Origin of the sequence: Aliivibrio fischeri ATCC 7744 = JCM 18803 = DSM 507, assembly GCF_023983475.1 — a bacterium.
GTDB lineage: Bacteria > Pseudomonadota > Gammaproteobacteria > Enterobacterales > Vibrionaceae > Aliivibrio > Aliivibrio fischeri.
This window is the reverse complement of record NZ_CP092712.1, coordinates 2,520,744-2,546,698: the sequence shown is the minus strand read 5'-3', so window position 1 is coordinate 2,546,698 and position 25,955 is coordinate 2,520,744. Positions and strand designations below refer to the sequence as shown.

Here is a 25,955-nt window from a genome sequence, read left to right as displayed (position 1 = left end):
GCTTCATTTACTGTGATGAAGCTCAAAACTCGTTTTTTTTAAACTTTTTGACCGATATGTGAAATATCTTCAAAAAAAAGGTGATTTTTTCTTCATGCTTCTCTATAATCCTCCGACCCACCGTTACTGTACTGGCTTAATTGCCAAGAGTGCCAACCACTCGAAGGGGTGATGACTGGGCTCAAAAATATACAGTGGGAGCGAAAGCTCCTAATCAGTGAAATTATTTAATAACGGGTATCATTAGCATGAAAACTTTCGTTGCTAAACCAGCCGCTGTAAAGCGTGACTGGTATGTTGTAGACGCTGAAGGTAAAACTCTTGGTCGTATCGCAACTGAAATCGCATCTCGCCTACGCGGTAAGCATAAAGCAGAATACACTCCTCACGTAGATACTGGTGATTACATCATCGTTATCAACGCTGAGAAAGTACGAGTAACTGGTAAGAAAGCATCTGACAAGATCTACTACCGTCACTCTGAATTCCCAGGCGGTCTAAAATCTATTTCTTTCGAGAAACTGATCGATCGTAAACCTGAAATGGTTATTGAATTAGCTGTTAAAGGTATGCTTCCACGTGGTCCTCTTGGTCGTGCTATGTACCGTAAACTTAAAGTTTACGCTGGCGCTGAGCATAACCACACTGCTCAACAACCACAAGTACTAGACATTTAATCGAGGATTATGGCAATGGCAGAGAATCAATACTACGGCACTGGTCGCCGTAAAAGCTCAGCAGCTCGTGTTTTCATCAAACCGGGTACTGGCAACATCGTAATCAACAAGCGCAGCCTTGAAGTTTACTTCGGTCGTCCAACAGCACGTATGGTTGTTAACCAACCTCTAGAGCTAGTTGAAATGACTGATAAACTAGACCTATACATCACTGTTTCTGGTGGTGGTATTTCTGGTCAAGCTGGTGCGATCCGTCACGGTATCACACGTGCTCTAATGCAATACGATGAATCACTACGTCCTGCACTACGCGCAGCTGGCTACGTTACTCGTGACGCACGTTGCGTTGAACGTAAGAAAGTTGGTCTACGTAAAGCACGTCGTAAACCACAATTCTCTAAGCGTTAATTTTACGCTTCCAAGGAGTTTTGTTTCAAAGCTCCTTTGGTATTGTGGTCAAAAGCCCAGCATTTATGCTGGGCTTTTGTTGTTTTTGTGAGCTTAAAACATTTTTAAGTCTTGAATTCCTTTCTCTTTTTTTATCCTTTCTCCAATCTCACTACAAAAACTCTACATATCTCACAAATGTTGCAAAAAAGTAGCTTTATCTTGTCAAAAAGTAAGGTTTTCTTTATCATTTATGGGTTAAAACAGCAGCCTAATAATATATGAATTAATTTTGAGCCTCTTTAGAGCGTTTGGAATAGTAAAGTTCTGTTGTATCACACCATTGAAAGTTAGCCGTAGCTCGTAAATGTATGGACATAATAAAAACCGCATAGAGCAAATGGGAGAAAGTTGGATGAGCAATGCGCCAGTGAGTAATGGTCGACGTCGTTTCTTAACCGCCACAACAGCTGTTGTTGGTGGGCTAGGAGCTGCTGCGGTGGCCGTACCTTTTATTAAATCTTGGAACCCGAGTGCAAAAGCGAAAGCTGCTGGTGCTCCGGTTGAAGTCGATATCAGTAAGCTCGAGGATGGGCAAATGGTTCGTGTTGAGTGGCGAGGAAAGCCTGTATGGGTCGTTCGTCGTTCAGAAGCACTTTTACAATCATTAACTGAGATTGAGGGTCAACTTCGAGACCCGTCTTCTGGAGAAGAACAACAACCTGAATATGCCCAAAATGCATATCGCTCAATTAAGCCAGAAATCTTTTTAGCCGTTGGCATCTGTACTCACCTTGGCTGTTCACCTACCTATTTACCTGACAGTTTTAGTGAACAAGTTGAAGGGGTTAATTCTGGTTTCTTCTGCCCATGTCATGGTTCTAAATTTGATATGGCTGGTCGAGTATTCCAAGGTGTACCTGCACCTTTGAATCTTGTTGTTCCTAAGCACATGTACCTTAGTGATACTCGTATCCTAGTTGGGGTTGATGAAGGAGGGGAAGCCTAATGCAACCGTTACTTGATTGGGTAGAAAAGCGTCTGCCTGCGATGAATGCATATAAAAAGCATTTATCTGAGTACCCAATGCCAAAAAACTTTAACTTTTGGTATTTCTTTGGCTCTTTGGCCATGTTGGTTTTAGTTAATCAGATCGTAACTGGTATTTGGTTAACAATGAATTACGTTCCTTCTGGAGAAGGAGCATTTGCCTCTGTTGAATACATCATGCGTGATGTTGATTATGGATGGTTACTTCGTTATATGCACTCAACTGGGGCGTCTGCCTTTTTTGTTGTTGTTTATCTGCATATGTTCCGTGGTCTGATTTATGGTTCTTACCAAAAGCCGCGTGAACTGTTGTGGTTATTTGGTATGTTGATCTTCTTAGTTTTAATGGCTGAAGCATTCATGGGGTACTTATTACCGTGGGGGCAGATGTCTTATTGGGGAGCTCAAGTAATCATTTCTTTGTTTGGTGCAATTCCTGTTATTGGTGATGATCTTACACTTTGGATCCGTGGTGATTATGTTATTTCGGGGGCGACACTAAATCGCTTCTTTGCGCTTCATGTTATTGCACTACCAATTGTTTTGTTACTTTTAGTTGTTCTTCATATTTTAGCTCTGCATGAGGTTGGTTCTAATAACCCTGATGGTATTGAAACTAAGCTACCAAAAGCAAAAGACGATAAAGGTGAGCATAAAACACAGTTTAAGTTCCACGAATATTACACAAGTAAATATAACATCATTGATTCAGTGCCTTTCCATCCTTATGGAACGGTTAAAGATATGATTGGTGTGGCTGGTTTCTTATTTTTCTTCTGTTACGTGTTGTTCTTTAACCCTGAAATGGGAGGTTACTTCCTTGAGCCGCCTAACTTTGAAGCAGCAAACCCATTAAAAACACCTGAGCACATTGCGCCTGTTTGGTATTTCACACCATTCTATGCAATTTTGCGTGCGGTTCCTGATAAATTATTAGGGGTAGTAGCAATGGGGGCATCGATTGTCGTGTTGTTCTTACTTCCATGGTTAGACCGTTGTAAGGTTCGCTCTTATCGTTACCGTAGTAAGTTACATTTATTGAATATTATCCAATTTACTATCAGCTTTATTGCATTAGGTGTATTAGGTGCATTACCTGCAACACCAACTTATACGCTGTTAGCTCAAATCTTTAGTCTGATGTACTTTATGTTCTTCGTTATTCTGTTTATTTACAGCAAAAATGAAGCCACAAAACCATTACCAGAGAGGGTGACATTCAAATGAAAAAGTTGATTTTAGTGCTTTTTGCTTTGTTGCCGTCAATGGCGATGGCAGCAGGTGCAAATGTACCATTAGATAAAGCGAATAATGATATTAGCGATCAAGCATCTCTACAAAATGGTGCCAAGATCTTTATGAACTATTGTGCGGGTTGTCACTCAACACAATACCAGCGCTATAACCGTGTTGCAGAAGATCTAGGCATTCCACCAGATTTGATGATGGAAAACCTAGTATTTAATCCTGATGCGAAGATCGGTGACCTAATGAAGAGTGCAATACCTGAAAAGCAAGCCGCAGGCTGGTTTGGTGCTCCACCACCAGATTTAACGCTTGTTGCTCGCGTTCGAGGTACTGATTGGTTATATACCTATTTACGTACTTTTTATGCCGATCCAACTCGTCCATTTGGTGTGAATAACATGGTATTCCCAAGTGTTGGTATGCCTCATGTTCTTCAAGAGCTGCAAGGGGTAACTACACCAGTTTATGAGACAACTATTGTTGATGGTGTTGAGCATAAAGCTGTTGTTGGTGTTGAGTCAGATGGTACTGGAGAGCTTAGCTCTGGCGAATACGATATGGCAGTTCGCGATTTGGTCAACTTTTTAGAATATTCAGGTGATCCTGTAAAACTTGAACGTCATCGTTTGGGTTGGTGGGTTATGGGCTTTTTAGTGATATTTGCCTTTGTTTCTTATTTACTTAAGAAAGAATATTGGCGTGATGTCCACTAATCGTGATATTCTAGATCGTTAATTGTACGCAATGGAGGCTTAGCCTCCATTGTTTTTGTGTCACTATTATTTTAATAACAATAATAGATGACGGCACCCTAAGTGTGGTGCTTTTGCTCCTAGATAAATACCGGAGGGCTCAATGGCTGTTGCTGCCAACAAACGCTCAGTAATGACGCTTTTTTCAGACGCTTCTGACATGTACAGTCATCAAGTACGTATCGTACTTGCTGAGAAAGGAGTAAGTGTTGAAGTTGAATTGGTTGATCCATCCAACTTACCTGCAGAACTTGTAGAATTAAACCCTTACAAAACTGTACCTACACTAGTTGATCGTGAGCTTGCTCTATACAACTCTAACATCATCATGGAATACTTAGATGAGCGTTTTCCTCATCCACCATTGATGCCTGTTTACCCTGTAGCTCGTGGTAACAGCCGTCTAATGATGCACCGTGTTGAGACAAACTGGTACTCACTAGCTGAGAAAGTAGTTAAAGGTTCATTCGAAGAATCTGAAGCTGCACGTAACAAGCTACGCAATGACCTACTAATGTTAGGTCCAATCTTTGCTGAATACACATACTTCATGAGTGATGAGTTTAGCTTAGTGGATTGTTACTTAGCTCCGTTATTATGGCGTTTGCCATCTATGGGTATTGAATTATCAGGCCCTGGCGCTAAAGAATTAAAAGTATACATGAACCGAGTATTTGAGCGTGATTCATTCCTAGCTTCTCTAACAGAAGCAGAACGTGAACTACGTTTAACTAACTAATGGATATTCGTTCAATGATGCCGCGTCGCCCTTATTTGTTACGAGCATTTTATGAATGGATCGTAGATAACGAGTTGACGCCTCATCTTGTTGTTGATGCAACAATGAATGGTGTTCGAGTGCCAGAAGAGTTTGTTCAAGATGGTCAAATCGTTTTAAACGTAGCACCACACTCTGTTGGTAACTTGGAGATGGGTAATGAAGCCGTGACATTTAACGCACGTTTCAGTGGTCGCCCACATTCAATCATTTTACCTTTATACGCAATTCAAGCTATTTATGCTCGTGAAAACGGTGCAGGAACCATGTTTGAACCAGAAGAAGCGTATGAGATGACAGATGATGAAGGTATTTTCGAAGAAGAAACAAATTTAAATGCTGTTTCTGAAGATAATACGTCATCAGATGATGAGCCTGAACCTCCGCGTCCAAGTGGTCGTCCGAGCTTAAGAGTCGTTAAGTAAAGTGCAACAATTGAATCCTACTAAAAAGCCTACAGAAATGTAGGCTTTTTTATTGTGCTTTGGTTTTAACTATTGCTCGACACTGCCACCTTGGCCGTATTCAAACGCTTTAATTACGCCTTTTACACCCTTGATATTACGAGCAACGTCTGCTGCAATATTGCCTTGTTCTTCTGTTACAAAGCCAACTAAGAACACTTCTTGAGCTTCAGTAAATACACTGATTTTGATCCCGTTTAATTCACTTTTAGCGAGCAGTGACGATTTCACTTTTGTCGTGATCCAGCTGTCGTTATTGATTTGAGTAAAAGTGAGTAGTGGGCGAACTCTAATTTGGTTATAAACTGTGTTAACCCCTTTCATGTCTTTTATTTTTTTCTCAAACTCTTGATTCATTTGAGCATCTTTTGCTTGTCCCATTAACAGCACTTTACCATCATAAGTAACCGCGTTTACTCGCATGTTGTATTGGTAAGGCGCTTTATTCGCAAGCCCTGTTGCTTCTAAAGAGAGGTTTTTGTCTGATAGTTGCTCTTTAACTGTGCGGTTATCTGTTACAACAGACGCAGTTGTTGCAGCGCCAGCAATGAACAAGCCAGCACAACCTTGCAGTAATACCGCAGAAAGCAGTAAAGCACTTAATTTCACTAATTTCATATTATTACTCGGTGTGTTGTGGGAAAAGGACCTGATCAACAAGATCACAAATACAATGCAATGTTAATAGGTGTACTTCTTGAATGCGCGCGACACGGTGGGAAGGAATGCGAATCTCAACATCCGATTCACCAAGCAAACCTGCCATAACGCCACCATCCATGCCTGTTAAGGCAATAATCGTCATGTCACGGCTTACCGCTGCTTCCATTGCTTTTAGGATATCTTGGCTGTTTCCGCTTGTTGATATGGCTAATAAAATATCGCCAGGTTGACCTAGTGCTCGAACTTGCTTTGAAAAGATTTCAGAGTAATTGTAATCATTAGCAATTGCCGTCAATGTTGAGGTATCAGCAGTAAGAGCCATTGCAGGAAGGCTAGGACGTTCAGTTTCAAATCGATTTAATAGGCAAGAGGCAAATTGTTGGGCGTTTGATGCTGACCCACCGTTACCACAACATAAAATTTTGTTACCGTTTAGCAAAGTTGCTACCATCGCTTGAGAAGCATGCATAATATGATCTGGTAGAGCTTCCGCTGCGGCAATTTGGATTTGAATGCTTTCAGTAAAGCTTTCTTTGATATTTTCTAGCATTGTTTACCCTTCAACAATAGCATTTTTGATCCAGTTGATTTCCTTACCTTGAGCATGGATAGCAACGACATCAAATCTAAAAGATGTATGTTCAACAGAGAGCTTATTCTTCATAAGCCAGAAGAGAGCGGTTCGTTGTAATTTGCGCTGTTTTTGCCATGTTACCATTTCTTGCGCAGAACCGAAATTTGAAGTGTTACGGTATTTTACTTCCACAAACACAAAAGAGTCTTGATCTCGCATGATGAGATCAAGCTCTCCGGTTTTTGACTGGAAATTTCGGGCAATGAATGTGAGTTGATGTTGTTCTAAATAGCGTTGTGCCATCAACTCATAAAATTCGCCCTTTGCTCGCTTATTCTGTTTCTTCTCCATGAGTAGCCCAGCTCATTTTACGTTGGATTACGCACTCTTGGTTCAGGCTTAGTTCGCCTGTTTTACCTTCCATACGATAATTATCAACGGCTTTCATTTGAGGTAGTTCAGCAACCAACTGATAAGCGTCCATACCTAGAGCATGAAGTCGAGTCTCACCGTTGCTACTTTTTGGCCACAGCTCATCGTATTGCGCTTTAAAACTGTGGTTTTCATTTGTTAATAATGGAATGTCACTAAACTCAATGCCTTTAATTTCAACGAGCTTAGTTTGACGGCCACTGTTACTACGAGAGCTTGCATACAGTTTTGGTGGTTTGATTCCAGGGTTAATTGCAACTTCAATGAAAGGTTTTAATAGAACCAATTCACTGCTTTTAGCAACCATGTAAACTGCATCGATGTCACGACGACTACGTGGCTGAGCTTCTAATTCCATGTTTGCTAATGCGTTCATTTGGTAGATACGTGCTTGGCTACTTTCAATACCAAAAACGCTGTTTACTTTCTGTTGTAGTTGCGCTTTTGAGCCAAAGTAGCTTATTGATGGACGTTTTGCTGTTAGTTGGAACCATTTATCACTGAACGCTTGGCTTAATCGCTCACCCATAGTGCCTTGTGGTGCAAGGTATAGTGGGTGTTTAAAGCCTTGTTTAAATAAGTGTACAGCCGCTTGCTCAGCTTCTTGTTCTGGCGATAAAGTGAAATAACAACTGTTTATATCAGTATTTATTTTACTTGGAATATTCAGTGCTAATTGAGCAATGTCCGTTGTATTTAAAGATTGGAATTCTTCAATCTCACTACGAACTAATGGGCCAACAACAAATTGAATTTCTTCTTTTTCTAAGGTTGCCATTATTTCTGTCATTGATGTCGCTTGAGTGTCGATGATTTTAAGTTTGGTAAACTCATCTCGCTCTTTGTCTTCCATCATGGCGTTAATGAAACCATCACGTACACGAATACCTTGAGGACCAAAACGACCACTTAAAGGTAGTAATAGCGCAACGTTTTCAGGGCGAACAATCTCAAGAGCAAGAATATCTAAGATAACTTGAGGTGTGTATGTCGTTGCTGGATGAGTTGGGTTTGCAAGTAACCACTCATTTAAGGCTTCTTGTAATCGCATCGGTGAATGCTTCAATGTATCTAGGTAAGTTGCAAGCTGCACCCAACCATGTAAGTTAGTTTCACTTTCATCAAGTTTTACTTCTTCAAGAGCTGTGCTGTTTAGTGAAGAAACACTTGTCCAAACTTGAGTCCAAAGTTGTGCTTTTTTGTCTTCAGCTGTGAATGGTTCTAATTTAATTAGTTCACGGGCTGAGTTTAGATTATCACCACTTAGTAAATATAACTCATGACGTAACTTGTGATATTCGACCCATTGGCTGTCTTCTAACTTCCACCATGCCTCAAAATTTAGCGTTTGTAGTGCCTCTTCGTACTGGCTTTGTGATTTCAGCATTTTGGCATGGGAAAGTTGCATTTCTGCGGTTTGTGCTGGAGACAGTTGCATTGTCGCTAGGCGTGTTAATAGCTTATCTGCAAGATCAAAGTTCTGCTCTTGTACTGCTGCTTTTAATGCCATGATTAAGAAATCAGCTTCAAGCGCCCCTTGTTGCTGGTCTGCTTTTAAAATATATGCATTACTCGTTTCAGTTGGAGATTGAGTAATATCCAGACGTTCAGGTGCTTTTGGTGAGCTTGAACAAGCAGCCAATGTTAGGGCTAAGGCTACAGGAGCAATCAAGCGTGTTACACTGTTCTTTCTCGGGGTCATATTTGCCATGGGTAATATACTGGTCCTACTAAAAAGGGCTGTTGTTACTATGGATGCTCATCACCCAAACAGCTAAAATATATTTTTGATTATAGTGATTGCTTAGTCTAATACCTAATCTATGAAACAATTTTTCAGTAAGATTGGTATTATTCCCTATATTAATCGCAGAAGAGATAGTAAACAAATGACAGAACACAATTTATCTGTGGTGAATACTGCAACTTTGTACATTGTTCCTACACCAATCGGTAATTTAGGGGATATCACGCAGCGAGCCATCGAGGTTTTAAAGTCCGTTGACCTTATTGCCGCGGAAGATACACGACATACTGGTAAGTTATTGTCTCATTTTGGTATAGCGAGTCAAACATTTGCGCTGCATGATCATAATGAACAGCATAAAGCAGACTTAGTGATCAGTAAATTGCAGCAGGGCTTATCTATAGCTCTTGTCTCAGATGCGGGAACACCATTAATCAGTGATCCAGGTTATCATTTAGTCAATCGTTGTCGTCAAGCGAATGTAAATGTTGTGCCATTACCTGGTGCTTGTGCCGTTATTACCGCACTTTCAGCCGCTGGACTTCCTTCTGACCGCTTTAGCTTTGAAGGATTCCTCCCTCCCAAAAGTAAAGGTCGTCGTGATAAGTTTGAAGAGATTGCACAAGCTGAGCGCACTTGTATTTTCTATGAGTCTCCACACCGTATTATGGATTCATTAGATGATATGTTGACGGTTCTTGGTCCTGAGCGACAAGTTGTATTAGCTCGTGAACTGACAAAAACCTATGAAACGATTTATGGCGCACCATTAGGTGAGTTAATTGAATGGATAAAAGAAGACGATAATCGTAAGCGTGGAGAGATGGTTTTGCTTATCCATGGCTTTAGAAGCGAAGCAAAAGATGAACTCCCATTCGAAGCAACGCGTTCACTTTCTATTCTTGTAAAAGAACTTCCGCTTAAAAAAGCAGCGGCAATGGCTGCTGAAATACATGGTGTGAAGAAAAATGCGCTATATAAATGGGGTTTAGAGCATTTAGATTAAGAGAATTGAGAAAAAGGGGTGGTAAGTTATAACTGACTCTTATATCATTCACCCCATGAGCTGACTCGGTAATCGCTGCTTCATTGATGTCCTTAGGGAGACTGATGGAGGGGAGGAAAGTCCGGGCTCCATAGAGCAGGGTGCCAGGTAACGCCTGGGGGGCGCAAGCCTACGACAAGTGCAGCAGAGAGGAAACCGCCGATGGCTTAATCTTCTTTTATTCTTCGGAGTAGGGAAGTAAGCACAGGTAAGGGTGAAAGGGTGCGGTAAGAGCGCACCGGACGTCTAGTAATAGATCGTTGCAAGGTAAACTCCACCCGGAGCAAGATCAAATAGGCCCTCGCATAGCATTGCTCGTGTTTGGGGGCGGGTAGATTGCTTGAGCCTGTGAGCGATTGCAGGCCTAGACGAATGGTTACCACCGCGCAAGCGGGACAGAACCCGGCTTATATGTCGGCTCTAACTTAGCCCACCATAGTACTATTTCGGTAGTGTTATGGTGGGCTTTGTGCTTTCTGCTACATTGGTTTAGAATTATCACTAATTTGACACACATTCCTGCATTTTTAGGTTAAGCTTTGGCTTAATTTTAACTGCTTATTCATATAATTACGGTAGTAAATACTCACTATGTCTGAACAATTCCAACACGTATCCGTTCTTCTTCATGAATCTATTGATGGTTTAGCTATCAAACCTGATGGTATCTACATCGATGGTACGTTTGGTCGTGGTGGCCACAGCCGTCAGATCTTATCTCAATTAGGTGAGAATGGTCGCTTGTACAGTATTGACCGTGATCCTCAAGCAATTGCTGAAGCAAAAACGATTACTGATCCTAAATTTACCATCATTCATGGTCCATTTTCAGGCCTTAAACAATATGTTGAAGAGCTTGATCTTGTAGGAAAAATTGATGGAGTATTACTGGATTTAGGTGTGTCATCTCCACAACTAGATGATGCTGAACGTGGTTTTAGCTTTATGAAAGATGGCCCATTGGATATGCGTATGGATCCAACATCAGGCATTCCTGTATCTCAATGGTTACAAGAAGCGGATGTTGAAGATATCACTTGGGTGATCCGTGAGTTTGGTGAAGATAAACATGCATGGCGTATTGCTAAAGGCATCGTTGCTTACCGTGAAAATGAAGAAAATGAACCTCTAACTCGTACTAGCCAGTTAGCTAAATTGATTTCTGAGGTTGCACCTAAGAGTTTTAAAGAGAAAAAACACCCAGCAACGCGTGCATTCCAAGCATTTCGAATCTACATCAACAGTGAGTTAGACGAAATTGATACGGCTTTAAAAGGAGCGTTAGATGTATTAGCTCCAGAAGGACGTTTATCAGTGATCAGCTTCCACTCATTGGAAGATCGTATGGTTAAGCACTTTATTCGTAAAGAAAGTAAGGGACCACAAGTACCTCATGGTCTGCCGTTAACAGAAGAACAAATTAAAGCATTAGGCAGTGCAAAAATGAAACCTGTTGGTAAAGCGATTAAACCAACGAAGAATGAAGTGGATGTTAATGTGCGTTCACGCAGTTCTGTTTTACGTATTGCTGAGCGTTTATGAGTAAAAATACCGCTTCACAACCAAGTCTTACAAAACTTATCGGCCTAGACATTTTTGGTGTAGGCCGCCTTCATGCAATTCTATTAATTTGTATTTTTTTAAGTGCAATCGGTGTGGTATTAGCTACTCACAATACTCGTCAAATGACGGTTCAACGTGAAAACTTATTGCTTGAAAAAGATATCTTAGATGGTGAATGGCGTAATTTAATTTTAGAAGAAAGTGCGCTTGCTGAGCATAGCCGAGTTCAATCTCGTTCAGTTCGTGAATTAGATATGGAACGTCCCGCGCCAGATAAAGAAGTAATCATAAAACTACGATGAAATTACCAAATAGAAAAAAAAACAATAAGCGTATAACTAAAGCGCCGCCAACTTTTATCCAGTGGCGCTTTGGCGTTATTGTTTTCTTTGTCTTTCTTGCCTTAGCTATTCTTATTGCGCGAGCCGCTTATATCCAAGTTATTGAACCAGATAACCTTGTTAAGCAAGGTGATATGCGTTCTATCCGTGTTAAATCTCTCCCTTCTGCCAGAGGTATTATCTCTGATCGTAATGATGAACAGCTTGCTGTAAGTGTGCCTGTTGATGCGGTTTGGGCTGATCCTGTGACGATCTATAAAGAAGGTGGTTTGGTTGAGATTGAACGTTGGTATGCGCTTGCGGATGTATTAGGACTTAAGCGTAAAGAGTTAATATCTAAAATTGAAAAAAACAAGAAACGTCGTTTTATTTATCTTCAGCGCCAAATATCTCCAGCGGTTGCTGCCTATATTAAAAAACTGAAATTAGCGGGTATTGGTTTAAAAGCTGAATCACGTCGTTATTACCCAACTGGTGAAATCAGTGCCCATGTTATTGGTGTAACAGGTATTGATAGTCATGGCCTTGAAGGGGTTGAGCGTAGTTATGATGGTTGGTTAACTGGTGAGCCGGGACGTAGAACTGTACGTAAAGACCGTTATGGCCGAGTGGTTGAAAATATTTCTTTAAAAGAGAAACAAGAAGGTAAACCATTAACCCTAAGTATCGATCAGCGTTTACAGGCGATTGCTTACCGTGCAATTAAACAAGCAGTATCTGACTTTAGAGCGATGTCTGGCTCGGTTGTGATGATCGATATTAAGACGGGTGAAGTACTTGCAATGGTAAATGCTCCTTCTTATAACCCGAATAATCGTGAGCAGTTACAGAGCTTTAGAATGCGTAACCGTGTCATTACTGATACGTTAGAACCGGGCTCTACAGTAAAACCTTTTGTTGTATTAGCTGCTCTAGATGGTGGAACTGCGAACTTAGATACGATTATTGATACCGGTAATGGCATCATGCGTATTGGCGGTAGTCGTGTGCGTGATAGTTCGAAAGTGGGTAAAGCCGATTTAACTACTATCTTGAAGAAATCAAGTAACATCGGTGTTGCACACTTAGCGTTGGGAATGCCTTTACAAGAGTTGTTAGCTGAGTATGCAGCGGTTGGTCTTGCTGATCCATCAGGCTTAAATCTAATCGGTGAAGCGACAGGTATTTTCCCTGATCGTCGTCGTTGGTCTGATTTTGAAATCGCCACATTAGCCTTTGGATATGGTCTGTCGGTTACGCCAATTCAGTTAGCGCACGCTTATGCCACATTAGGGGCTTATGGTGAATATAGACCACTTTCAATTTTGAAAACTACTGGACCAACACCGGGTAAGCAAGTGGTTAATCGACAGCATGCAAAAGCGGTATTAGAAATGATGGAAACCGTAACTCAACCAGGCGGTACAGCAACAAGAGCTGCTGTACCTGGCTACCGAGTTGCGGCTAAAACCGGTACGTCACGAAAAGCGGTTCGTGGTGGTTACAGTGATGAATACATGACGGTGACAGCTGGTGTTGCGCCAGTTAGTAACCCTCGAATTGCGTTAGTTACTATCGTGAACCAACCACAAGGTGATGAGTATTACGCAGGTCAAGTTGCGGCACCGATTTTTGGTCAGGTAATGAAAGATGCACTACAAATTTTAAATGTAGCGCCAGATGAAAGTACCGTAAAACATATCGATGTATTGAATTAGGAAAGTGATGATGCAGTTATCTGAATTACTGTTGCCTTGGTGCGAGTTAAATCAATCTGTGGCAATTTCATCTATGACATTGGACAGTCGCCAAGTATCTCCTGGCTGTTTATTTGTAGCAATTAAAGGCCATGCAGTAGATGGTCGCCAATTTATTTCATCAGCAATTGAACAAGGTGCTGTTGCAGTTATTGCTGACGCTGATGAAGATAATATTGCAGGAACGGTAAAGGTTATCAATAACGCTATTGTTGTTTACATTGATTCTCTTTATACGCAGTTAAGTGCGATTGCAGGAGCTTTTTATCAAGCGAATAAGAGAAGCATGCAACTCGTCGGTATTACTGGTACTAATGGTAAAACGACGATTTCTCAGATCATTGCTCAATGGACGACATTATTAGATCAACCTGCTGCCGTAATGGGAACAACGGGTAATGGCTTACTGTCGGATCTTAAGCCAGCCTTGAACACCACTGGTAGTCCAATTGAAATCCAACAAACACTGACTGAGCTTGAGAATATCGGAGCCAAACTGACGGCGTTAGAAGTGTCGTCTCATGGTTTAGTTCAAGGGCGTGTTAATGCGTTATCTTTTGATGCAGCAGTATTTACTAACTTAAGCCGTGACCATCTTGATTATCATGGTGATATGGAAAACTATGCTGAAGCTAAAAAGTTACTTTTTACTTCTCATAGGCCAAAACACTCAATCATCAATGCGGATGACCAAGTGGGCTGCCAATGGTTAAAAGAGATGCCTCATGCCGTCGCGGTTTCTTTAAATGAAGAAAACATCTCTTTTCATTCCGGTAAGAAGGTATTTGCAACATCGGTTGTTTATTCAACCGAAGGCATTCAACTTTCCGTTTCTTCAGATTGGGGAAATGTTGCTTTTTCAGTGCCTTTAATTGGAGCATTTAACGCGAGCAATATTCTCGTTGCTTTCGCAACACTTCTTTCTTTAGGTTATGACATCCAAGCTTTAGCTCAAACGGCGTCTCAGCTGAATGCAGTTATTGGCAGAATGGAGTTGTTTACTGCAGATAATAAAGCCAAAGTGGTTGTCGATTATGCGCATACGCCAGATGCTTTAGATAAAGCGTTGCAAGCATTACGAGTTCATTGTGAAGGTAAGTTGTGGTGTATTTTCGGCTGTGGTGGCGATAGAGATACAGGGAAACGACCAATGATGGCAAGCATTGCTGAGCAACAAGCAGATGTGATTATCTTAAGTGATGATAACCCTCGCTCAGAAGAACCAAGCTTAATTACTAATGATATGCTGGCTGGATTAAAAAATTCTGAATCTGCACATGTTATTCATGATCGTTTTGAAGCTTGTCAGTTTGCATTATCTCAAGCAAATGAGAACGATATCATTTTACTTGCCGGTAAAGGGCATGAAGATTATCAAGTGTTAGCGGATAAGACCGTTCATTACTCTGATCGTGAAACCGCACAAACATTATTAGGGCTACAATCATGATAACTATGTTACTTAGCGAAATAGCAAAAGCGTGTGATGGGCGTTTGGTTGGGGCTGATTGTCAAATATCGTCAGTATCAACAGACAGTCGACACATTGATGAACAAGGGCTTTTTGTTGCTCTTATCGGTGAACGCTTTGATGCTCATGATTTTATACCAGCAGTACAAGAGCAAGGAGCAACTGCGCTTCTTGTATCAAAAGAAGTCGATACGACACTTCCTCAAGTAATTGTTTCTGATACACAAAAGGCGTTAGGCTTAATAGCGAAACATGTACATCAAGTTTGTCAGACCTTTACGTTTGCCTTAACGGGTAGTTGTGGCAAAACCACAGTAAAAGAGATGCTCGCTTCTATTTTAGCTCGTTCTGGCGAAGTGTTAGCAACCGCAGGTAACCTTAATAATGAGATCGGCGTTCCGTTAACGTTATTACGTTCTCAACCAAGTAATGATTTTGCCGTTATCGAATTGGGTGCAAATCACCAAAATGAAATCTCATACACTACTCAGTTAGCGCAACCTAATGTCGCATTGGTCAATAATATTGCAGCGGCACATTTAGAAGGTTTTGGTTCTATTGAGGGGGTAGCAAAAGCGAAAGGCGAGATTTTTGAAGGGCTAAAAGAAAACGGTATTGCTATTTATAATCTAGATAGTAATGGTTTACCAAAATGGTCATCACTATTTGAAGGTAAACAAGTAGTTAGCTTTGCTATGGATGACTCTAGAGCTGATTTTTATGCATCAAATATTGAAGTAAATGCGATTGGTGAACCTAGCTTTCAATTAAATACGCCTAAAGGAAGTATTCAAGTTTCTTTAGGGATTATTGGTAAGCATAACGTAACGAATGCCGTTGCAGCGGCTGCGTTAGCTATTCAAGCGAATTCATCATTAAATGATATTCAACAAGGGCTACAAGAGTTAGGTAGTGTGAAAGGGCGTGTTGCAGTCGAAACATTAGCATCTGGATTGAAGGTTATCGATGACACTTATAATGCCAGTGTTCCTGCTATGAAAGCCGCAGTGGAGTTACTTGGTGGATTTAAAGGTCAGCGTTGGCTTGTTTTAGGGAATATGGCTGAGCTAGGTGAAGAAAGCCTTGCACTTCATCGTGAAGTTGGGGAATATGCTGCCCCATATCAATTTGAGCAAGTAGTGACATTTGGCGATGATACAAAAGTGATCAGCGAGCTATGTAATGGCCGCCATTTTGAAACACGTTCTGATTTGAACGCTTACTTACTTAAAGAATTACAATTAATTAAACATAATGAGGTTACCGTGTTAGTTAAAGGTGCCAACAGTTCACGAATGAGCGAAGTGGTTTCAGCTCTTAAGGAGTGTCAGTAATGATTATTTGGTTATCCAATTTTCTAGAGCAATATTTTCCATTTTTTCGCTTATTTGAATATTTAAGTTTTAGAGCCATCTTAAGCATTATCACGGCATTAACGATCTCTTTATGGATGGGACCAAAACTGATTGCTTGGTTGCAAAACCTTCAAATCGGTCAAGTGGTACGTGATGACGGTCCTGAATCCCACTTTAGCAAACGTGGTACCCCAACCATGGGCGGCATCATGATTTTAACTGCGATCAGTGTGACTGTGTTCTTGTGGGCAGACTTAACTAACCCTTATGTTTGGGCTGTTATGTTTGTGTTGCTAGGCTATGGTGCTGTTGGTTTTGTTGATGACTACCGTAAAGTGGTTCGTAAAAATACAGATGGTCTAATCGCTCGTTGGAAGTATTTTTGGCAATCTTCTATTGCGTTAGTTGTCGCTTTTGCTCTTTATGCTTACGGAAAAGATACGGCAGCAACGCAGTTAGTCGTTCCTTTCTTTAAAGAAGTCATGCCTCAACTTGGTCTTGCTTATATTCTTCTTACCTACTTTGTTATCGTAGGAACTAGTAATGCGGTGAACTTAACCGATGGTCTTGATGGTCTTGCAATCATGCCTACGGTATTTGTTGCTGCAGGTTTTGCCTTTATCGCTTGGGCAACAGGTAACGTGCAATTCGCAAACTACTTACATATTCCGCATATTCCATTAGCGAGTGAGCTAGTGGTGGTGTGTGCTGCGATTGTTGGTGCTGGTTTTGGTTTCTTATGGTTCAACACATACCCAGCACAAGTATTTATGGGCGATGTAGGCTCACTGGCTCTTGGTGGTGCACTAGGTACGATTGCAGTGCTAGTTCGTCAAGAGTTCCTATTGGTTATCATGGGTGGTGTATTCGTTGTTGAAACGTTATCGGTGATCTTACAAGTGGGTTCATACAAACTACGTGGTCAGCGTATTTTCCGTATGGCACCAATTCATCACCATTACGAATTAAAAGGCTGGCCAGAGCCTCGCGTTATTGTGCGTTTCTGGATTATTTCTATGTTATTGGTTCTTATTGCATTAGCGACATTGAAGGTACGTTAATATGAGTGGTTTTGGTGGTGTAAAAAATGTTGTAGTAGTTGGCTTAGGTATGACAGGTTTATCTGTTGTTAAGCATTTACTAAGACAACCAGAAGCGTTAACAATTAAAGTGATTGATACTCGTGATACACCGCCAGGCCATGACCAATTGCCTGAAAATGTAGAACTGCATTCTGGAGGATGGCAGCAAGATTGGTTGATTAATGCCGATTTGATTGTAACGAATCCTGGAATCGCCTTAGCGTCACCTCAACTTAAGCCTGCGATTGATAAAGGAATTCAAATTGTTGGTGACATCGAGTTATTTGCTTGGGCGGTGAATGCGCCTGTTATCGCAATCACTGGCTCGAATGGCAAAAGTACGGTGACCGATCTAACTGGGGAAATGGCAAAAGCGGCTGGAGTAAAAACAGCCGTTGGTGGAAATATTGGTTTTGCAGCTCTTGATTTATTAGAGCAAGATGCAGAGCTTTATGTTCTTGAGCTTTCGAGTTTCCAACTTGAAACAACATCCACATTAAAGCTGAAAGCCGCTGCTTTTCTTAATCTGTCTGAAGATCATATGGATCGTTATCAAGGCATGGCGGATTATCGTCAAGCTAAGCTACGTATCTTTGATCATGCAGAAGTATGCATTGTTAATCGTGACGATAAACAAACTTACCCTGATGTTGAGAAAACATTAAAAAGCTTTGGGTTTGACCAAGGTGATTATGGCTGTATTGAAAAAGATGGCATTGAGTATTTAGCTAAAGATGCAATGTCATTGCTTGCTGCAAATGAATTAGGATTAGTCGGAAAGCACAATATTGCAAACAGCCTAGTTGCAATTGCATTACTTGATGCCGTTGGTATCAATTTAGATGCAACATTAGATACATTAAGAACTTACAATGGATTGACACATAGATGCCAAGTTGTCGCAGATAATAATGGCATTCGCTGGGTCAATGATTCAAAAGCGACAAATGTAGCAAGTACATTGGCAGCCTTATCTGGTTTACAGCTTGAAGGTAAATTACACCTACTTGTTGGTGGTGTAGGTAAAGGTGCTGATTTTTCAGAATTATCACCAGCGCTGCATGATTTAAATTTAATGATGTACTGCTTTGGTGAAGATGGTGATCAATTTGTATCACTTGATCCTCGTTCACTCTTATGTGAAACCATGGATGAAGCCGTTGCTACTCTATACCCAACTTTAAATAAAGGCGATATGGTGATGCTATCTCCAGCATGTGCAAGCTTCGACCAATACGCAAATTTTATGGCTAGAGGGGATGCATTCACCCAGTTAGCAAAACAGTATTCAATTGAGAGTTAATTTTGGCATTTGAGCGAATTAAACAAGGGATCTTTTCCATTCAAGATTGGTGTTTAACACCGTCACCTAAAGTCATGTTCGATCGTCAGCTGATATGGATTTCTTTAGGTTTAATGCTTACTGGATTGATCATGGTAGGTTCTGCGTCGTTTCCTATTAGTACACGCTTAACTGATCAGCCTTTTCACTTTATGCTTCGTCACATGCTATTTGTGTGTTTGGCTCTTGGTGCCTCATCTGTTGTATTGCGAATCCAATTAGATACCTGGCTAAAATACAGTGGAAAATTCTTATTTGTATCCATCTTATTATTAATTGCAGTATTGCTGGTTGGTAAATCGGTAAATGGTGCTGCTCGTTGGTTACCTCTTGGTATCTTCAACTTGCAGCCAGCCGAAGTTGCAAAACTTTCTCTATTTATTTTTATTTCGGGATACTTAGTTCGCCGTCATGGTGAAGTGAGAGAAAGTTTTAAAGGTTTTGTTAAACCATTAATCGTACTTATCACTCTAGCATTTTTCTTATTATTGCAACCCGACTTAGGTACCACGATTGTAATGTTTGTCACTACTATCGGTATGCTATTTATTGCGGGTGCAAAGCTTTGGCAATTTATTGCTTTAGTGATGAGTGGCATTTCATTAGTGATTGTTCTGATTATTGCAGAACCTTATCGTATGCGTCGTGTAACCTCTTTCTTAGACCCATGGCAAGACCCATTTGGTAGTGGTTACCAACTAACTCAATCTCTTATGGCATTTGGTCGTGGTAGTTGGTTTGGTGAAGGTTTAGGTAATTCGATTCAAAAGTTAGAGTACCTACCTGAGGCACATACTGACTTTGTATTTGCTGTGGTTGCTGAAGAGTTAGGTTTTGTTGGCGTCACTCTGATCTTGGTTTTAATTTTCGCTTTAGTATTAAAAGCATTACTTATTGGGCGAAAATGTCTTCAACATGATCAACGTTTTGGTGGGTTTTTAGCATTTGGTATTGGGATTTGGTTTGCATTTCAAACCTTAGTCAATGTTGGTGCTGCTGCTGGTATTGTTCCGACAAAAGGCTTAACACTACCACTTATCAGTTATGGTGGTTCCAGTTTGATTATCATGTCAGTTGCCGTATCGTTACTCATCCGCATTGATCATGAATGTCGTCTCTATTTAGAAAATGAGCCTCCTCGGAGTGAAAATGAAGAACAAAAATAAACGTTTATTAGTGATGGCTGGTGGTACTGGCGGTCATGTTTTCCCAGGTCTTGCTGTTGCAAAGCAATTACAAAGTGAAGGATGGGAGATCCGTTGGTTGGGAACCGCTGACCGAATGGAAGCAGATTTAGTTCCTAAACATGGTATTGAAATTGATTTTATTAAAGTTAAAGGCCTTCGTGGGCAAGGACTTAAAAAGTTAATTGCAGCACCATTTCAAATCTTAGGGGCAATCTCTCAAGCGAAAAAACACATTAAAGCATGGCAACCAGATGTGGTACTAGGAATGGGGGGCTATGTAAGTGGTCCAGGTGGTATCGCTGCTTGGTTATCAGGTATTCCTGTTGTATTGCATGAACAAAATGCGGTTGCTGGTTTAACTAATCAATGGTTATCTAAAATTGCAAAACGTGTGTTCCAAGCATTTCCTGGTGCTTTTCCTAATGCTGAAGTTGTAGGGAACCCTGTTCGTGAGGATGTGTGTCAATTACCTCATCCAAAAGAAAGATTTGCACAGAGAACTGGCCCTATCCGTTTGTTAGTGATGGGAGGCAGTCAAGGTGCTCGTATTTTAAATACAACACTACCAGAAGCATTACCTCAATTAAGCCATGATATTGAAATTTGGCATCAAGCAGGTAAAGGCTCACAAGAAACAGTAGAACAAGCGTATCGTGATAACGGTATTGCTGATGCCAAAGTGACAGAGTTTATCGATAATGTAGCAGAAGCTTATGCGTGGGCTGACTTATTGGTTTGTCGTTCTGGTGCATTAACGGTTTCGGAAGTATCTGCAGCTGGTGTTGGTTCTATATTTATTCCATTTATGCATAAAGATCGCCAACAAGCATTGAATGCTGATCACCTAGTACAATGTGGCGCAGCGCAAATGATTGAACAACAAGATTTAACAGTTCAGGGATTGGTTGATACACTGAACGGTTTAGAGCGAAAACAATTACTCGACATGGCATGTAATGCTCGAGACGCAGCAATTATCGATGCTGATGTGCGTGTTGCTAATGCAATAAAAAGCCTCGCTAAATAAGAATTGAGATTAAGAATGACAAAAGAACAGAAACTGCAATTAGCTGAAATAAGAACCATGATCCCTGAAATGCGTCGTGTTGAGTGCATTCACTTCGTTGGTATTGGTGGCGCAGGAATGAGTGGTATTGCGGAAGTACTTTTAAATGAAGGTTATCACATCAGTGGTTCCGATATGGCTGAGAACACAGTCACTGTTCGTTTAGCGCAAAAAGGTGCTGAGATTTTCTTTGGGCATCAAGCAAGTAATGTTGAAAAAGCGAGTGTTGTAGTTGTATCTACTGCCATTGATCCAAGTAACCCTGAAATTGTAGCGGCGAAAGAAAATCGTATTCCAGTGATTCGTCGTGCAGAAATGTTAGCTGAGTTAATGCGTTACCGTCATGGTATTGCTGTTGCTGGCACGCATGGTAAAACCACAACCACGGCGTTAACAACTCAAATTTATTCAGAAGCAGGGTTAGATCCAACATTTGTAAATGGTGGATTAGTTAAAAACGCAGGTACAAATGCACGTTTAGGTTCAAGTCGATTCTTAATTGCTGAAGCTGATGAAAGTGATGCTTCGTTCTTACACCTACAACCTATGGTCAGTATTGTTACGAATATCGAAGCAGATCATATGGATACGTATGGTGGTGATTTTGAAACGTTAAAACAAACGTTTATCGATTTTTTACATAACCTTCCATTTTATGGTCAAGCGGTAATGTGTGTTGATGACCCAGTTGTTCGAGAATTACTACCGCAAGTGAGCCGTCAGGTGATTACTTATGGTTTCTCTGATGATGCAGATGTACGTTTAATTAACTATCGTCAAGTTGGCCAGCAAAGTTTCTTTACGGTTCAAAGAAAAGATCGTACTGATTTAGATATTGTTTTGAATATCCCTGGCAAACATAATGCGTTGAATGCTACCGCTGCAATTGCAGTAGCAACAGAAGAAGATGTTGAAGATGAAGCTATTCTTACTGCGCTATTAAACTTTGAAGGTGCGGGTCGTCGTTTCGATCAACTTGGCGAATTTGAAACTGGCAATGGCTCAGCAATGTTAGTAGATGATTATGGTCATCACCCAACAGAAGTTGACGTAACCATTAAAGCAGCACGTGCAGGCTGGGCTGAAAAGCGTCTGGTTATGATTTTCCAACCACACCGTTATAGCCGAACTCGTGATTTATATGACGACTTCGCCAATGTATTGGATAATGTTGATGTATTAATTATGCTTGATGTTTACTCAGCGGGTGAAACGCCAATTGCAGGTGCTGATGGGCGAGCGTTATGTCGTACTATCCGTGGTCGTGGAAAAATAGATCCGGTATTTGTACCAACAATAGAGGCATTACCACCTGTTTTAGCGAATATAATTCAAGAAGGTGACTTAATCCTGACGCAAGGCGCTGGAGATGTTGGTAAATTAGCTAAGCAATTGGCTTCAATGAAATTAAATATTGAAACAATGAAAAAGTTAGGATAATTATTGTTTAATTAGTTAGAACTTCTAATAAAAAAACGAATAATGGGATAGAATCCTCATTGTATTAATAATATGCTATCAGAGTTTGGATAGAGGGTTTTTGCACCCTATAATTATTATATAAATTAATTGAAATGTTATATCTCTATTTTTATTGGTTAAATTGATTGATATGACATTATTTTTGGCATTGTTGTGACGTTAATATGATTAAAGCTGTCAAAATGAATACTTCATTTGATAAAGAAAAAGTAAGAAAACATCTACCAGGTGCTATTTTTCTTTCTTTAGTCGTGATTACTTCACTTTGGTTGGTTATTTCGACGATAAGTTGGATGACAGATGAGGACCGATTGCCATTATCACATATGATTATTCAAGGGCAGTTGAAGCATATTACGGCTGATGATATCCGTGAAGCAATAGATTCTATGGATTCCATCGGCACTTTTATGACGCAAGATGTGAATAAACTGCAAGATGCTTTATTATCTTTGCCTTGGATAGCCCAAGTATCAGTACGTAAACAGTGGCCTGAAACTATTAAGGTTTTTGTTGTTGAGCATCAGCCAGAAGCAACATGGAATAATCGAGTTATCGTTAATCCAGAAGGTGTTGTTTTTAATGCGCCTATGAGTGATTTACGCGAACCTAAACCTGCGTTATTTGGCCCTGAAACCAGCAGTAAAGATGTACTCGATTTTTGGCACCAATTACAAAAGCAATTTGAACCAATACATGTAACCGTTCATAGCGTGGCATTGACTGAACGATTATCTTGGCAGGTCGTTCTTGATAACGGTATCCGTTTAGAATTAGGGCGTGATTCAAGAGAAGAACGAGTTGAACGTTTTATTGCTTTATATAAACAATTAGAAAGTAAAAAAGATTCGATAGATTATATAGATCTTCGTTATGACACTGGTGCTGCCGTTGGATGGAAATCCGATGATGTAGAAAATAAAGAAGAGAATTGACATGAGTAAAACGCCAGAAGGCAGTATTATTGTTGGTTTAGACATTGGTACAAACAAAGTTTCAGCGTTAGTTGGCGAAGTTTTACCTGATGGCCAAGTGAGTGTTATCGGCTCTGGTTCATGTCCATCTCGTGGTATGGATAAAGGTGGTGTAAACGACCTAGAATCGGTTGTAAAATCGGTTCAAAGAGCGATTGATCAAGCTGAATTGATGGCTGAATGTACCATTACATCAGTGTTTATCTCTCTTTCTGGCAAACATATTGCTAGCCAAATCGAGAAAGGTATGGGGTCAATTTCTGAAGAAGAAGTGACTCAAGATGACATGGATAGCGTTATTCATACTGCAAAATCTGTTAAGATAGGTGATGAACAGCGTACATTGCATGTAATTCCACAAGAATTCTCTATTGATGTTCAAAAAGGGATCAGAAACCCTATTGGGTTATCAGGAATGAGAATGGAAGTTAGCGTTCATCTTATTACCTGCCATAATGATATGGCACGTAATATAGTGAAAGCGGTAGAACGTTGTGGTTTAAAAGTTGAACATATTATTTTTTCTGGTTTGGCTTCAAGTAATGCAGTTATTACAGAAGATGAGCGTGATTTAGGTGTTTGTGTTGTTGATATCGGTGCTGGCACAATGGATATCGCAATTTGGACTGACGGTTCATTACGTCATGCTGAAGTATTACCTTATGCCGGAAATGCAGTAACAAGTGATATAGCTTATGCTTTTGGTACGCCATTTAACGATGCTGAAAAATTAAAAGTAAAATATGGTTGTGCGATAAGTGAACATATTAATCGAGATGAAACGGTCAATGTTCCAAGTGTTGGCGGGCGTCCATCTCGAAGTTTACAGCGAAGAATGCTAGCAGAAGTTATCGAACCAAGGTATTCTGAACTGCTCGGTCTTGTAAATCAGCGAATTGTCTCAATTCAAGACCAATTACGCGCTGAAGGTACAAAACATCATCTTGCTGCCGGTATTGTATTGACTGGTGGTGGGTCACAGATTGAAGGTTTGGTTGACTGCGCTGAGCGTGTGTTCCAAACTCAAGTTAGAATTGGTCAACCTTTAGAGGTGACAGGCCTAACAGATTACGTAAAAGAACCTTATCAAGCGACAGCTGTAGGGCTTTTACATTACGGTAAAGAAAGTCAGTTACATGACGATGAAGATTATGTGCCAAGTAAGAGCCAATCTTTTACTACCGTAATAAAGAAATTTAAAAATTGGATACTAAAAGAGTTTTAACCTGAGCGAACAGGAAGAAACGGAGAGAACAAATGTTTGAGCCGATGATGGAAATGTCCGACGACGCAGTAATTAAAGTTGTTGGTGTAGGTGGCGGTGGCGGTAATGCTATCGAGCACATGGTACGAGAATCAATTGAAGGTGTTGAGTTCATCAGTGTAAATACTGATGCACAAGCACTTCGTAAAACGAGTGTAAATACCGTTATTCAAATTGGTGGCGACATCACTAAAGGATTAGGTGCTGGTGCAAACCCGCAAGTAGGCCGTGATGCAGCTCTAGAAGACCGTGAAGCACTGAAAGAAGTGTTAGCGGGCGCTGATATGGTATTTATCGCAGCTGGTATGGGTGGCGGTACAGGTACTGGTGCAGCTCCTATTATTGCTGAAGTTGCTAAAGAATTAAATATTCTAACAGTTGCTGTGGTTACCAAACCATTTAGCTTTGAAGGTCGTAAGCGTCTTGCTTTTGCTGAGCAAGGTATCGAAGAGTTATCAAAACATGTTGACTCATTAATTACGATTCCAAACGAAAAATTATTAAAAGTTCTTGGCCGTGGTATTACGTTATTAGAAGCATTTGCAAAAGCGAATGATGTTCTTCGTAATGCTGTTCAAGGTATCGCAGAGCTTATTACTCGTCCTGGTATGATCAACGTCGATTTCGCCGATGTTCGTACCGTTATGTCTGAAATGGGACATGCAATGATGGGTAGCGGTATCGCAGTAGGCGAAGATCGTGCAGAACAAGCAGCAGAAGAAGCGATTTCAAGTCCGTTACTTGAAGATATCGATCTTGCTGGCGCTCGTGGTGTTCTTGTAAACATCACTGCAGGTTTAGATATGCGTCTTGATGAATTTGAAACTGTAGGTAATACAGTAAAAGCATTTGCATCAGATAACGCAACGGTTGTTATTGGTACTTCTCTTGATCCTGATATGAGTGACGAAATTCGCGTAACGGTTGTTGCTACAGGTATCGGTACTGAAAAAAAGCCTGAAATCACGTTAGTGACGAATAAAGCAGCGGCTCCTGCTCAATCGGCTCCAGCAGCTCAACCTGCGGCTCAAGCACAAGTAAAACCAAAAGTTGAAGCACCAGTTGAACCTGTGGTTGAAAAAGCGGCACAAAACGTGCAAGTAACTAAACCAGCAGCACAACCATCTGCGCCATCTACATCACCAGCAGCTGGTGTTCAGAATGCGGGTGCGGCACAAGCTAAGCCAGATCAGAAAGAAGATTACTTAGATATCCCAGCGTTTTTACGACGCCAAGCTGACTAATTAATCATCAAACGATTTGGTTTAATGAAAA

25 protein-coding genes and 1 other RNA gene are annotated in these 25,955 nt (G+C 40.7%); 22 read left to right on the top strand and 4 right to left on the bottom strand.

Going from position 1 to position 25,955, the window contains the following annotated elements:
- Positions 1-248 precede the first annotated feature (248 nt).
- The 7 genes from rplM (at position 249) to sspB (ending at position 5,317) form a co-directional block, all read left to right on the top strand.
- The gene (gene rplM, locus AVFI_RS11665; RefSeq protein WP_005420958.1) at positions 249-677 is read left to right on the top strand and encodes a 50S ribosomal protein L13; all 429 of its coding nucleotides are present in this window, start codon (positions 249-251) and stop codon (positions 675-677) included.
- A gap of 15 nt (positions 678-692) precedes the next feature.
- A complete protein-coding gene (gene rpsI, locus AVFI_RS11660; protein ID WP_005420956.1) occupies positions 693-1,085 on the top strand; it encodes a 30S ribosomal protein S9 in 393 nt (130 codons plus the stop codon).
- 394 nt (positions 1,086-1,479) lie between these two features.
- Positions 1,480-2,073: a ubiquinol-cytochrome c reductase iron-sulfur subunit gene (petA, locus tag AVFI_RS11655; RefSeq protein ID WP_005420954.1), complete on the top strand. Its 594-nt coding sequence runs from the start codon at positions 1,480-1,482 to the stop codon at positions 2,071-2,073.
- Positions 2,073-3,341 carry a cytochrome b gene (locus AVFI_RS11650; RefSeq protein ID WP_005420953.1) on the top strand — a complete coding sequence of 423 codons (1,269 nt, stop codon included), beginning with the start codon at positions 2,073-2,075 and terminating at the stop codon, positions 3,339-3,341. Before petA ends, AVFI_RS11650 begins: the two co-directional genes overlap by 1 nt.
- Entirely contained in the window at positions 3,338-4,075 is a 738-nt protein-coding gene (locus tag AVFI_RS11645; protein ID WP_012533586.1) for a cytochrome c1, read from the top strand. Before AVFI_RS11650 ends, AVFI_RS11645 begins: the two co-directional genes overlap by 4 nt.
- Before the next feature lie 142 nt (positions 4,076-4,217).
- Entirely contained in the window at positions 4,218-4,853 is a 636-nt protein-coding gene (gene sspA / locus AVFI_RS11640; protein WP_005420949.1) for a stringent starvation protein SspA, read from the top strand.
- Positions 4,853-5,317, top strand: a complete 465-nt coding sequence (gene sspB, locus AVFI_RS11635; protein ID WP_005420947.1) for a ClpXP protease specificity-enhancing factor — start codon at positions 4,853-4,855, stop codon at positions 5,315-5,317. The genes sspA and sspB overlap by 1 nt, the downstream gene beginning before the upstream one ends.
- Positions 5,318-5,386: 69 nt before the next feature.
- Here sspB and AVFI_RS11630 read toward each other — a convergent pair whose 3' ends face one another.
- Genes AVFI_RS11630 through AVFI_RS11615 form a run of 4 tightly spaced genes read right to left on the bottom strand, consistent with a single transcriptional unit; the run spans position 5,387 to position 8,736 of the window.
- Positions 5,387-5,974, bottom strand: a complete 588-nt coding sequence (locus tag AVFI_RS11630; RefSeq protein ID WP_005420945.1) for a BON domain-containing protein — start codon at positions 5,972-5,974, stop codon at positions 5,387-5,389.
- A gap of 4 nt (positions 5,975-5,978) precedes the next feature.
- A complete protein-coding gene (locus tag AVFI_RS11625; protein WP_005420943.1) occupies positions 5,979-6,569 on the bottom strand; it encodes a phosphoheptose isomerase in 591 nt (196 codons plus the stop codon).
- A 3-nt stretch (positions 6,570-6,572) separates the two neighbouring features.
- Positions 6,573-6,944, bottom strand: coding sequence for a YraN family protein (locus tag AVFI_RS11620; RefSeq protein WP_005420941.1), 372 nt, complete (start codon positions 6,942-6,944; stop codon positions 6,573-6,575).
- The gene (locus AVFI_RS11615; RefSeq protein WP_188863589.1) at positions 6,925-8,736 is read right to left on the bottom strand and encodes a penicillin-binding protein activator; all 1,812 of its coding nucleotides are present in this window, start codon (positions 8,734-8,736) and stop codon (positions 6,925-6,927) included. The genes AVFI_RS11620 and AVFI_RS11615 overlap by 20 nt, the downstream gene beginning before the upstream one ends.
- Before the next feature lie 178 nt (positions 8,737-8,914).
- Between AVFI_RS11615 and rsmI the strand changes: the two genes are divergently transcribed.
- The 15 genes from rsmI to ftsZ all read left to right on the top strand — a co-directional run bounded on the left by rsmI (position 8,915) and on the right by ftsZ (position 25,924).
- A complete protein-coding gene (rsmI, locus tag AVFI_RS11610) occupies positions 8,915-9,778 on the top strand; it encodes a 16S rRNA (cytidine(1402)-2'-O)-methyltransferase (RefSeq protein WP_054775676.1) in 864 nt (287 codons plus the stop codon).
- Between the two features lie 56 nt (positions 9,779-9,834).
- An RNA gene (gene rnpB / locus AVFI_RS11605) (RNase P RNA component class A) lies at positions 9,835-10,243 on the top strand.
- Positions 10,244-10,408: 165 nt separating this feature from the next.
- A complete protein-coding gene (gene rsmH, locus AVFI_RS11600; protein WP_005420935.1) occupies positions 10,409-11,359 on the top strand; it encodes a 16S rRNA (cytosine(1402)-N(4))-methyltransferase RsmH in 951 nt (316 codons plus the stop codon).
- Positions 11,356-11,682, top strand: a complete 327-nt coding sequence (gene ftsL / locus AVFI_RS11595; RefSeq protein WP_005420933.1) for a cell division protein FtsL — start codon at positions 11,356-11,358, stop codon at positions 11,680-11,682. The genes rsmH and ftsL overlap by 4 nt, the downstream gene beginning before the upstream one ends.
- The gene (locus AVFI_RS11590) at positions 11,679-13,418 is read left to right on the top strand and encodes a peptidoglycan glycosyltransferase FtsI (RefSeq protein WP_012533967.1); all 1,740 of its coding nucleotides are present in this window, start codon (positions 11,679-11,681) and stop codon (positions 13,416-13,418) included. The genes ftsL and AVFI_RS11590 overlap by 4 nt, the downstream gene beginning before the upstream one ends.
- A 7-nt stretch (positions 13,419-13,425) precedes the next feature.
- Entirely contained in the window at positions 13,426-14,907 is a 1,482-nt protein-coding gene (gene murE / locus AVFI_RS11585) for a UDP-N-acetylmuramoyl-L-alanyl-D-glutamate--2,6-diaminopimelate ligase (protein ID WP_155663031.1), read from the top strand.
- Complete coding sequence (locus AVFI_RS11580; RefSeq protein ID WP_054775671.1) at positions 14,904-16,262, top strand: UDP-N-acetylmuramoyl-tripeptide--D-alanyl-D-alanine ligase; 1,359 nt, start codon at positions 14,904-14,906, stop codon at positions 16,260-16,262. The genes murE and AVFI_RS11580 overlap by 4 nt, the downstream gene beginning before the upstream one ends.
- Positions 16,262-17,344: a phospho-N-acetylmuramoyl-pentapeptide-transferase gene (mraY, locus tag AVFI_RS11575; protein WP_012533666.1), complete on the top strand. Its 1,083-nt coding sequence runs from the start codon at positions 16,262-16,264 to the stop codon at positions 17,342-17,344. The genes AVFI_RS11580 and mraY overlap by 1 nt, the downstream gene beginning before the upstream one ends.
- A 1-nt stretch (position 17,345) precedes the next feature.
- Positions 17,346-18,668 (top strand): UDP-N-acetylmuramoyl-L-alanine--D-glutamate ligase, encoded by a 1,323-nt coding sequence (gene murD / locus AVFI_RS11570; RefSeq protein WP_012533363.1) that lies wholly within the window; start codon positions 17,346-17,348, stop codon positions 18,666-18,668.
- A gap of 2 nt (positions 18,669-18,670) precedes the next feature.
- The gene (gene ftsW / locus AVFI_RS11565; RefSeq protein WP_005420920.1) at positions 18,671-19,873 is read left to right on the top strand and encodes a cell division protein FtsW; all 1,203 of its coding nucleotides are present in this window, start codon (positions 18,671-18,673) and stop codon (positions 19,871-19,873) included.
- Positions 19,857-20,921, top strand: coding sequence for an undecaprenyldiphospho-muramoylpentapeptide beta-N-acetylglucosaminyltransferase (gene murG / locus AVFI_RS11560; protein WP_065604427.1), 1,065 nt, complete (start codon positions 19,857-19,859; stop codon positions 20,919-20,921). Before ftsW ends, murG begins: the two co-directional genes overlap by 17 nt.
- Before the next feature lie 15 nt (positions 20,922-20,936).
- Positions 20,937-22,400: a UDP-N-acetylmuramate--L-alanine ligase gene (gene murC / locus AVFI_RS11555; protein WP_017019495.1), complete on the top strand. Its 1,464-nt coding sequence runs from the start codon at positions 20,937-20,939 to the stop codon at positions 22,398-22,400.
- Positions 22,401-22,606: 206 nt separating this feature from the next.
- Complete coding sequence (locus AVFI_RS11550) at positions 22,607-23,377, top strand: cell division protein FtsQ/DivIB (RefSeq protein ID WP_005420915.1); 771 nt, start codon at positions 22,607-22,609, stop codon at positions 23,375-23,377.
- 1 nt (position 23,378) lies between these two features.
- Positions 23,379-24,641: a cell division protein FtsA gene (gene ftsA, locus AVFI_RS11545; RefSeq protein ID WP_005420913.1), complete on the top strand. Its 1,263-nt coding sequence runs from the start codon at positions 23,379-23,381 to the stop codon at positions 24,639-24,641.
- Positions 24,642-24,673: 32 nt separating this feature from the next.
- Positions 24,674-25,924, top strand: coding sequence for a cell division protein FtsZ (ftsZ, locus tag AVFI_RS11540; protein ID WP_012532918.1), 1,251 nt, complete (start codon positions 24,674-24,676; stop codon positions 25,922-25,924).
- The last annotated feature ends 31 nt before the right edge of the window (positions 25,925-25,955 follow it).

What these genes read in the sequence shown, in the direction of transcription:
- rplM (WP_005420958.1), top strand. Translation starts at nt 249, where the DNA reads ATGAAAACTTTCGTTGCTAAACCAGCCGCTGTAAAGCGTGACTGGTAT.
- rpsI (WP_005420956.1), top strand. Translation starts at nt 693, where the DNA reads ATGGCAGAGAATCAATACTACGGCACTGGTCGCCGTAAAAGCTCAGCA.
- petA (WP_005420954.1), top strand. Translation starts at nt 1,480, where the DNA reads ATGAGCAATGCGCCAGTGAGTAATGGTCGACGTCGTTTCTTAACCGCC.
- AVFI_RS11650 (WP_005420953.1), top strand. Translation starts at nt 2,073, where the DNA reads ATGCAACCGTTACTTGATTGGGTAGAAAAGCGTCTGCCTGCGATGAAT.
- AVFI_RS11645 (WP_012533586.1), top strand. Translation starts at nt 3,338, where the DNA reads ATGAAAAAGTTGATTTTAGTGCTTTTTGCTTTGTTGCCGTCAATGGCG.
- sspA (WP_005420949.1), top strand. Translation starts at nt 4,218, where the DNA reads ATGGCTGTTGCTGCCAACAAACGCTCAGTAATGACGCTTTTTTCAGAC.
- sspB (WP_005420947.1), top strand. Translation starts at nt 4,853, where the DNA reads ATGGATATTCGTTCAATGATGCCGCGTCGCCCTTATTTGTTACGAGCA.
- AVFI_RS11630 (WP_005420945.1), bottom strand. Translation starts at nt 5,974, where the DNA reads ATGAAATTAGTGAAATTAAGTGCTTTACTGCTTTCTGCGGTATTACTG.
- AVFI_RS11625 (WP_005420943.1), bottom strand. Translation starts at nt 6,569, where the DNA reads ATGCTAGAAAATATCAAAGAAAGCTTTACTGAAAGCATTCAAATCCAA.
- AVFI_RS11620 (WP_005420941.1), bottom strand. Translation starts at nt 6,944, where the DNA reads ATGGAGAAGAAACAGAATAAGCGAGCAAAGGGCGAATTTTATGAGTTG.
- AVFI_RS11615 (WP_188863589.1), bottom strand. Translation starts at nt 8,736, where the DNA reads ATGGCAAATATGACCCCGAGAAAGAACAGTGTAACACGCTTGATTGCT.
- rsmI (WP_054775676.1), top strand. Translation starts at nt 8,915, where the DNA reads ATGACAGAACACAATTTATCTGTGGTGAATACTGCAACTTTGTACATT.
- rsmH (WP_005420935.1), top strand. Translation starts at nt 10,409, where the DNA reads ATGTCTGAACAATTCCAACACGTATCCGTTCTTCTTCATGAATCTATT.
- ftsL (WP_005420933.1), top strand. Translation starts at nt 11,356, where the DNA reads ATGAGTAAAAATACCGCTTCACAACCAAGTCTTACAAAACTTATCGGC.
- AVFI_RS11590 (WP_012533967.1), top strand. Translation starts at nt 11,679, where the DNA reads ATGAAATTACCAAATAGAAAAAAAAACAATAAGCGTATAACTAAAGCG.
- murE (WP_155663031.1), top strand. Translation starts at nt 13,426, where the DNA reads ATGATGCAGTTATCTGAATTACTGTTGCCTTGGTGCGAGTTAAATCAA.
- AVFI_RS11580 (WP_054775671.1), top strand. Translation starts at nt 14,904, where the DNA reads ATGATAACTATGTTACTTAGCGAAATAGCAAAAGCGTGTGATGGGCGT.
- mraY (WP_012533666.1), top strand. Translation starts at nt 16,262, where the DNA reads ATGATTATTTGGTTATCCAATTTTCTAGAGCAATATTTTCCATTTTTT.
- murD (WP_012533363.1), top strand. Translation starts at nt 17,346, where the DNA reads ATGAGTGGTTTTGGTGGTGTAAAAAATGTTGTAGTAGTTGGCTTAGGT.
- murG (WP_065604427.1), top strand. Translation starts at nt 19,857, where the DNA reads ATGAAGAACAAAAATAAACGTTTATTAGTGATGGCTGGTGGTACTGGC.
- murC (WP_017019495.1), top strand. Translation starts at nt 20,937, where the DNA reads ATGACAAAAGAACAGAAACTGCAATTAGCTGAAATAAGAACCATGATC.
- AVFI_RS11550 (WP_005420915.1), top strand. Translation starts at nt 22,607, where the DNA reads ATGATTAAAGCTGTCAAAATGAATACTTCATTTGATAAAGAAAAAGTA.
- ftsA (WP_005420913.1), top strand. Translation starts at nt 23,379, where the DNA reads ATGAGTAAAACGCCAGAAGGCAGTATTATTGTTGGTTTAGACATTGGT.
- ftsZ (WP_012532918.1), top strand. Translation starts at nt 24,674, where the DNA reads ATGTTTGAGCCGATGATGGAAATGTCCGACGACGCAGTAATTAAAGTT.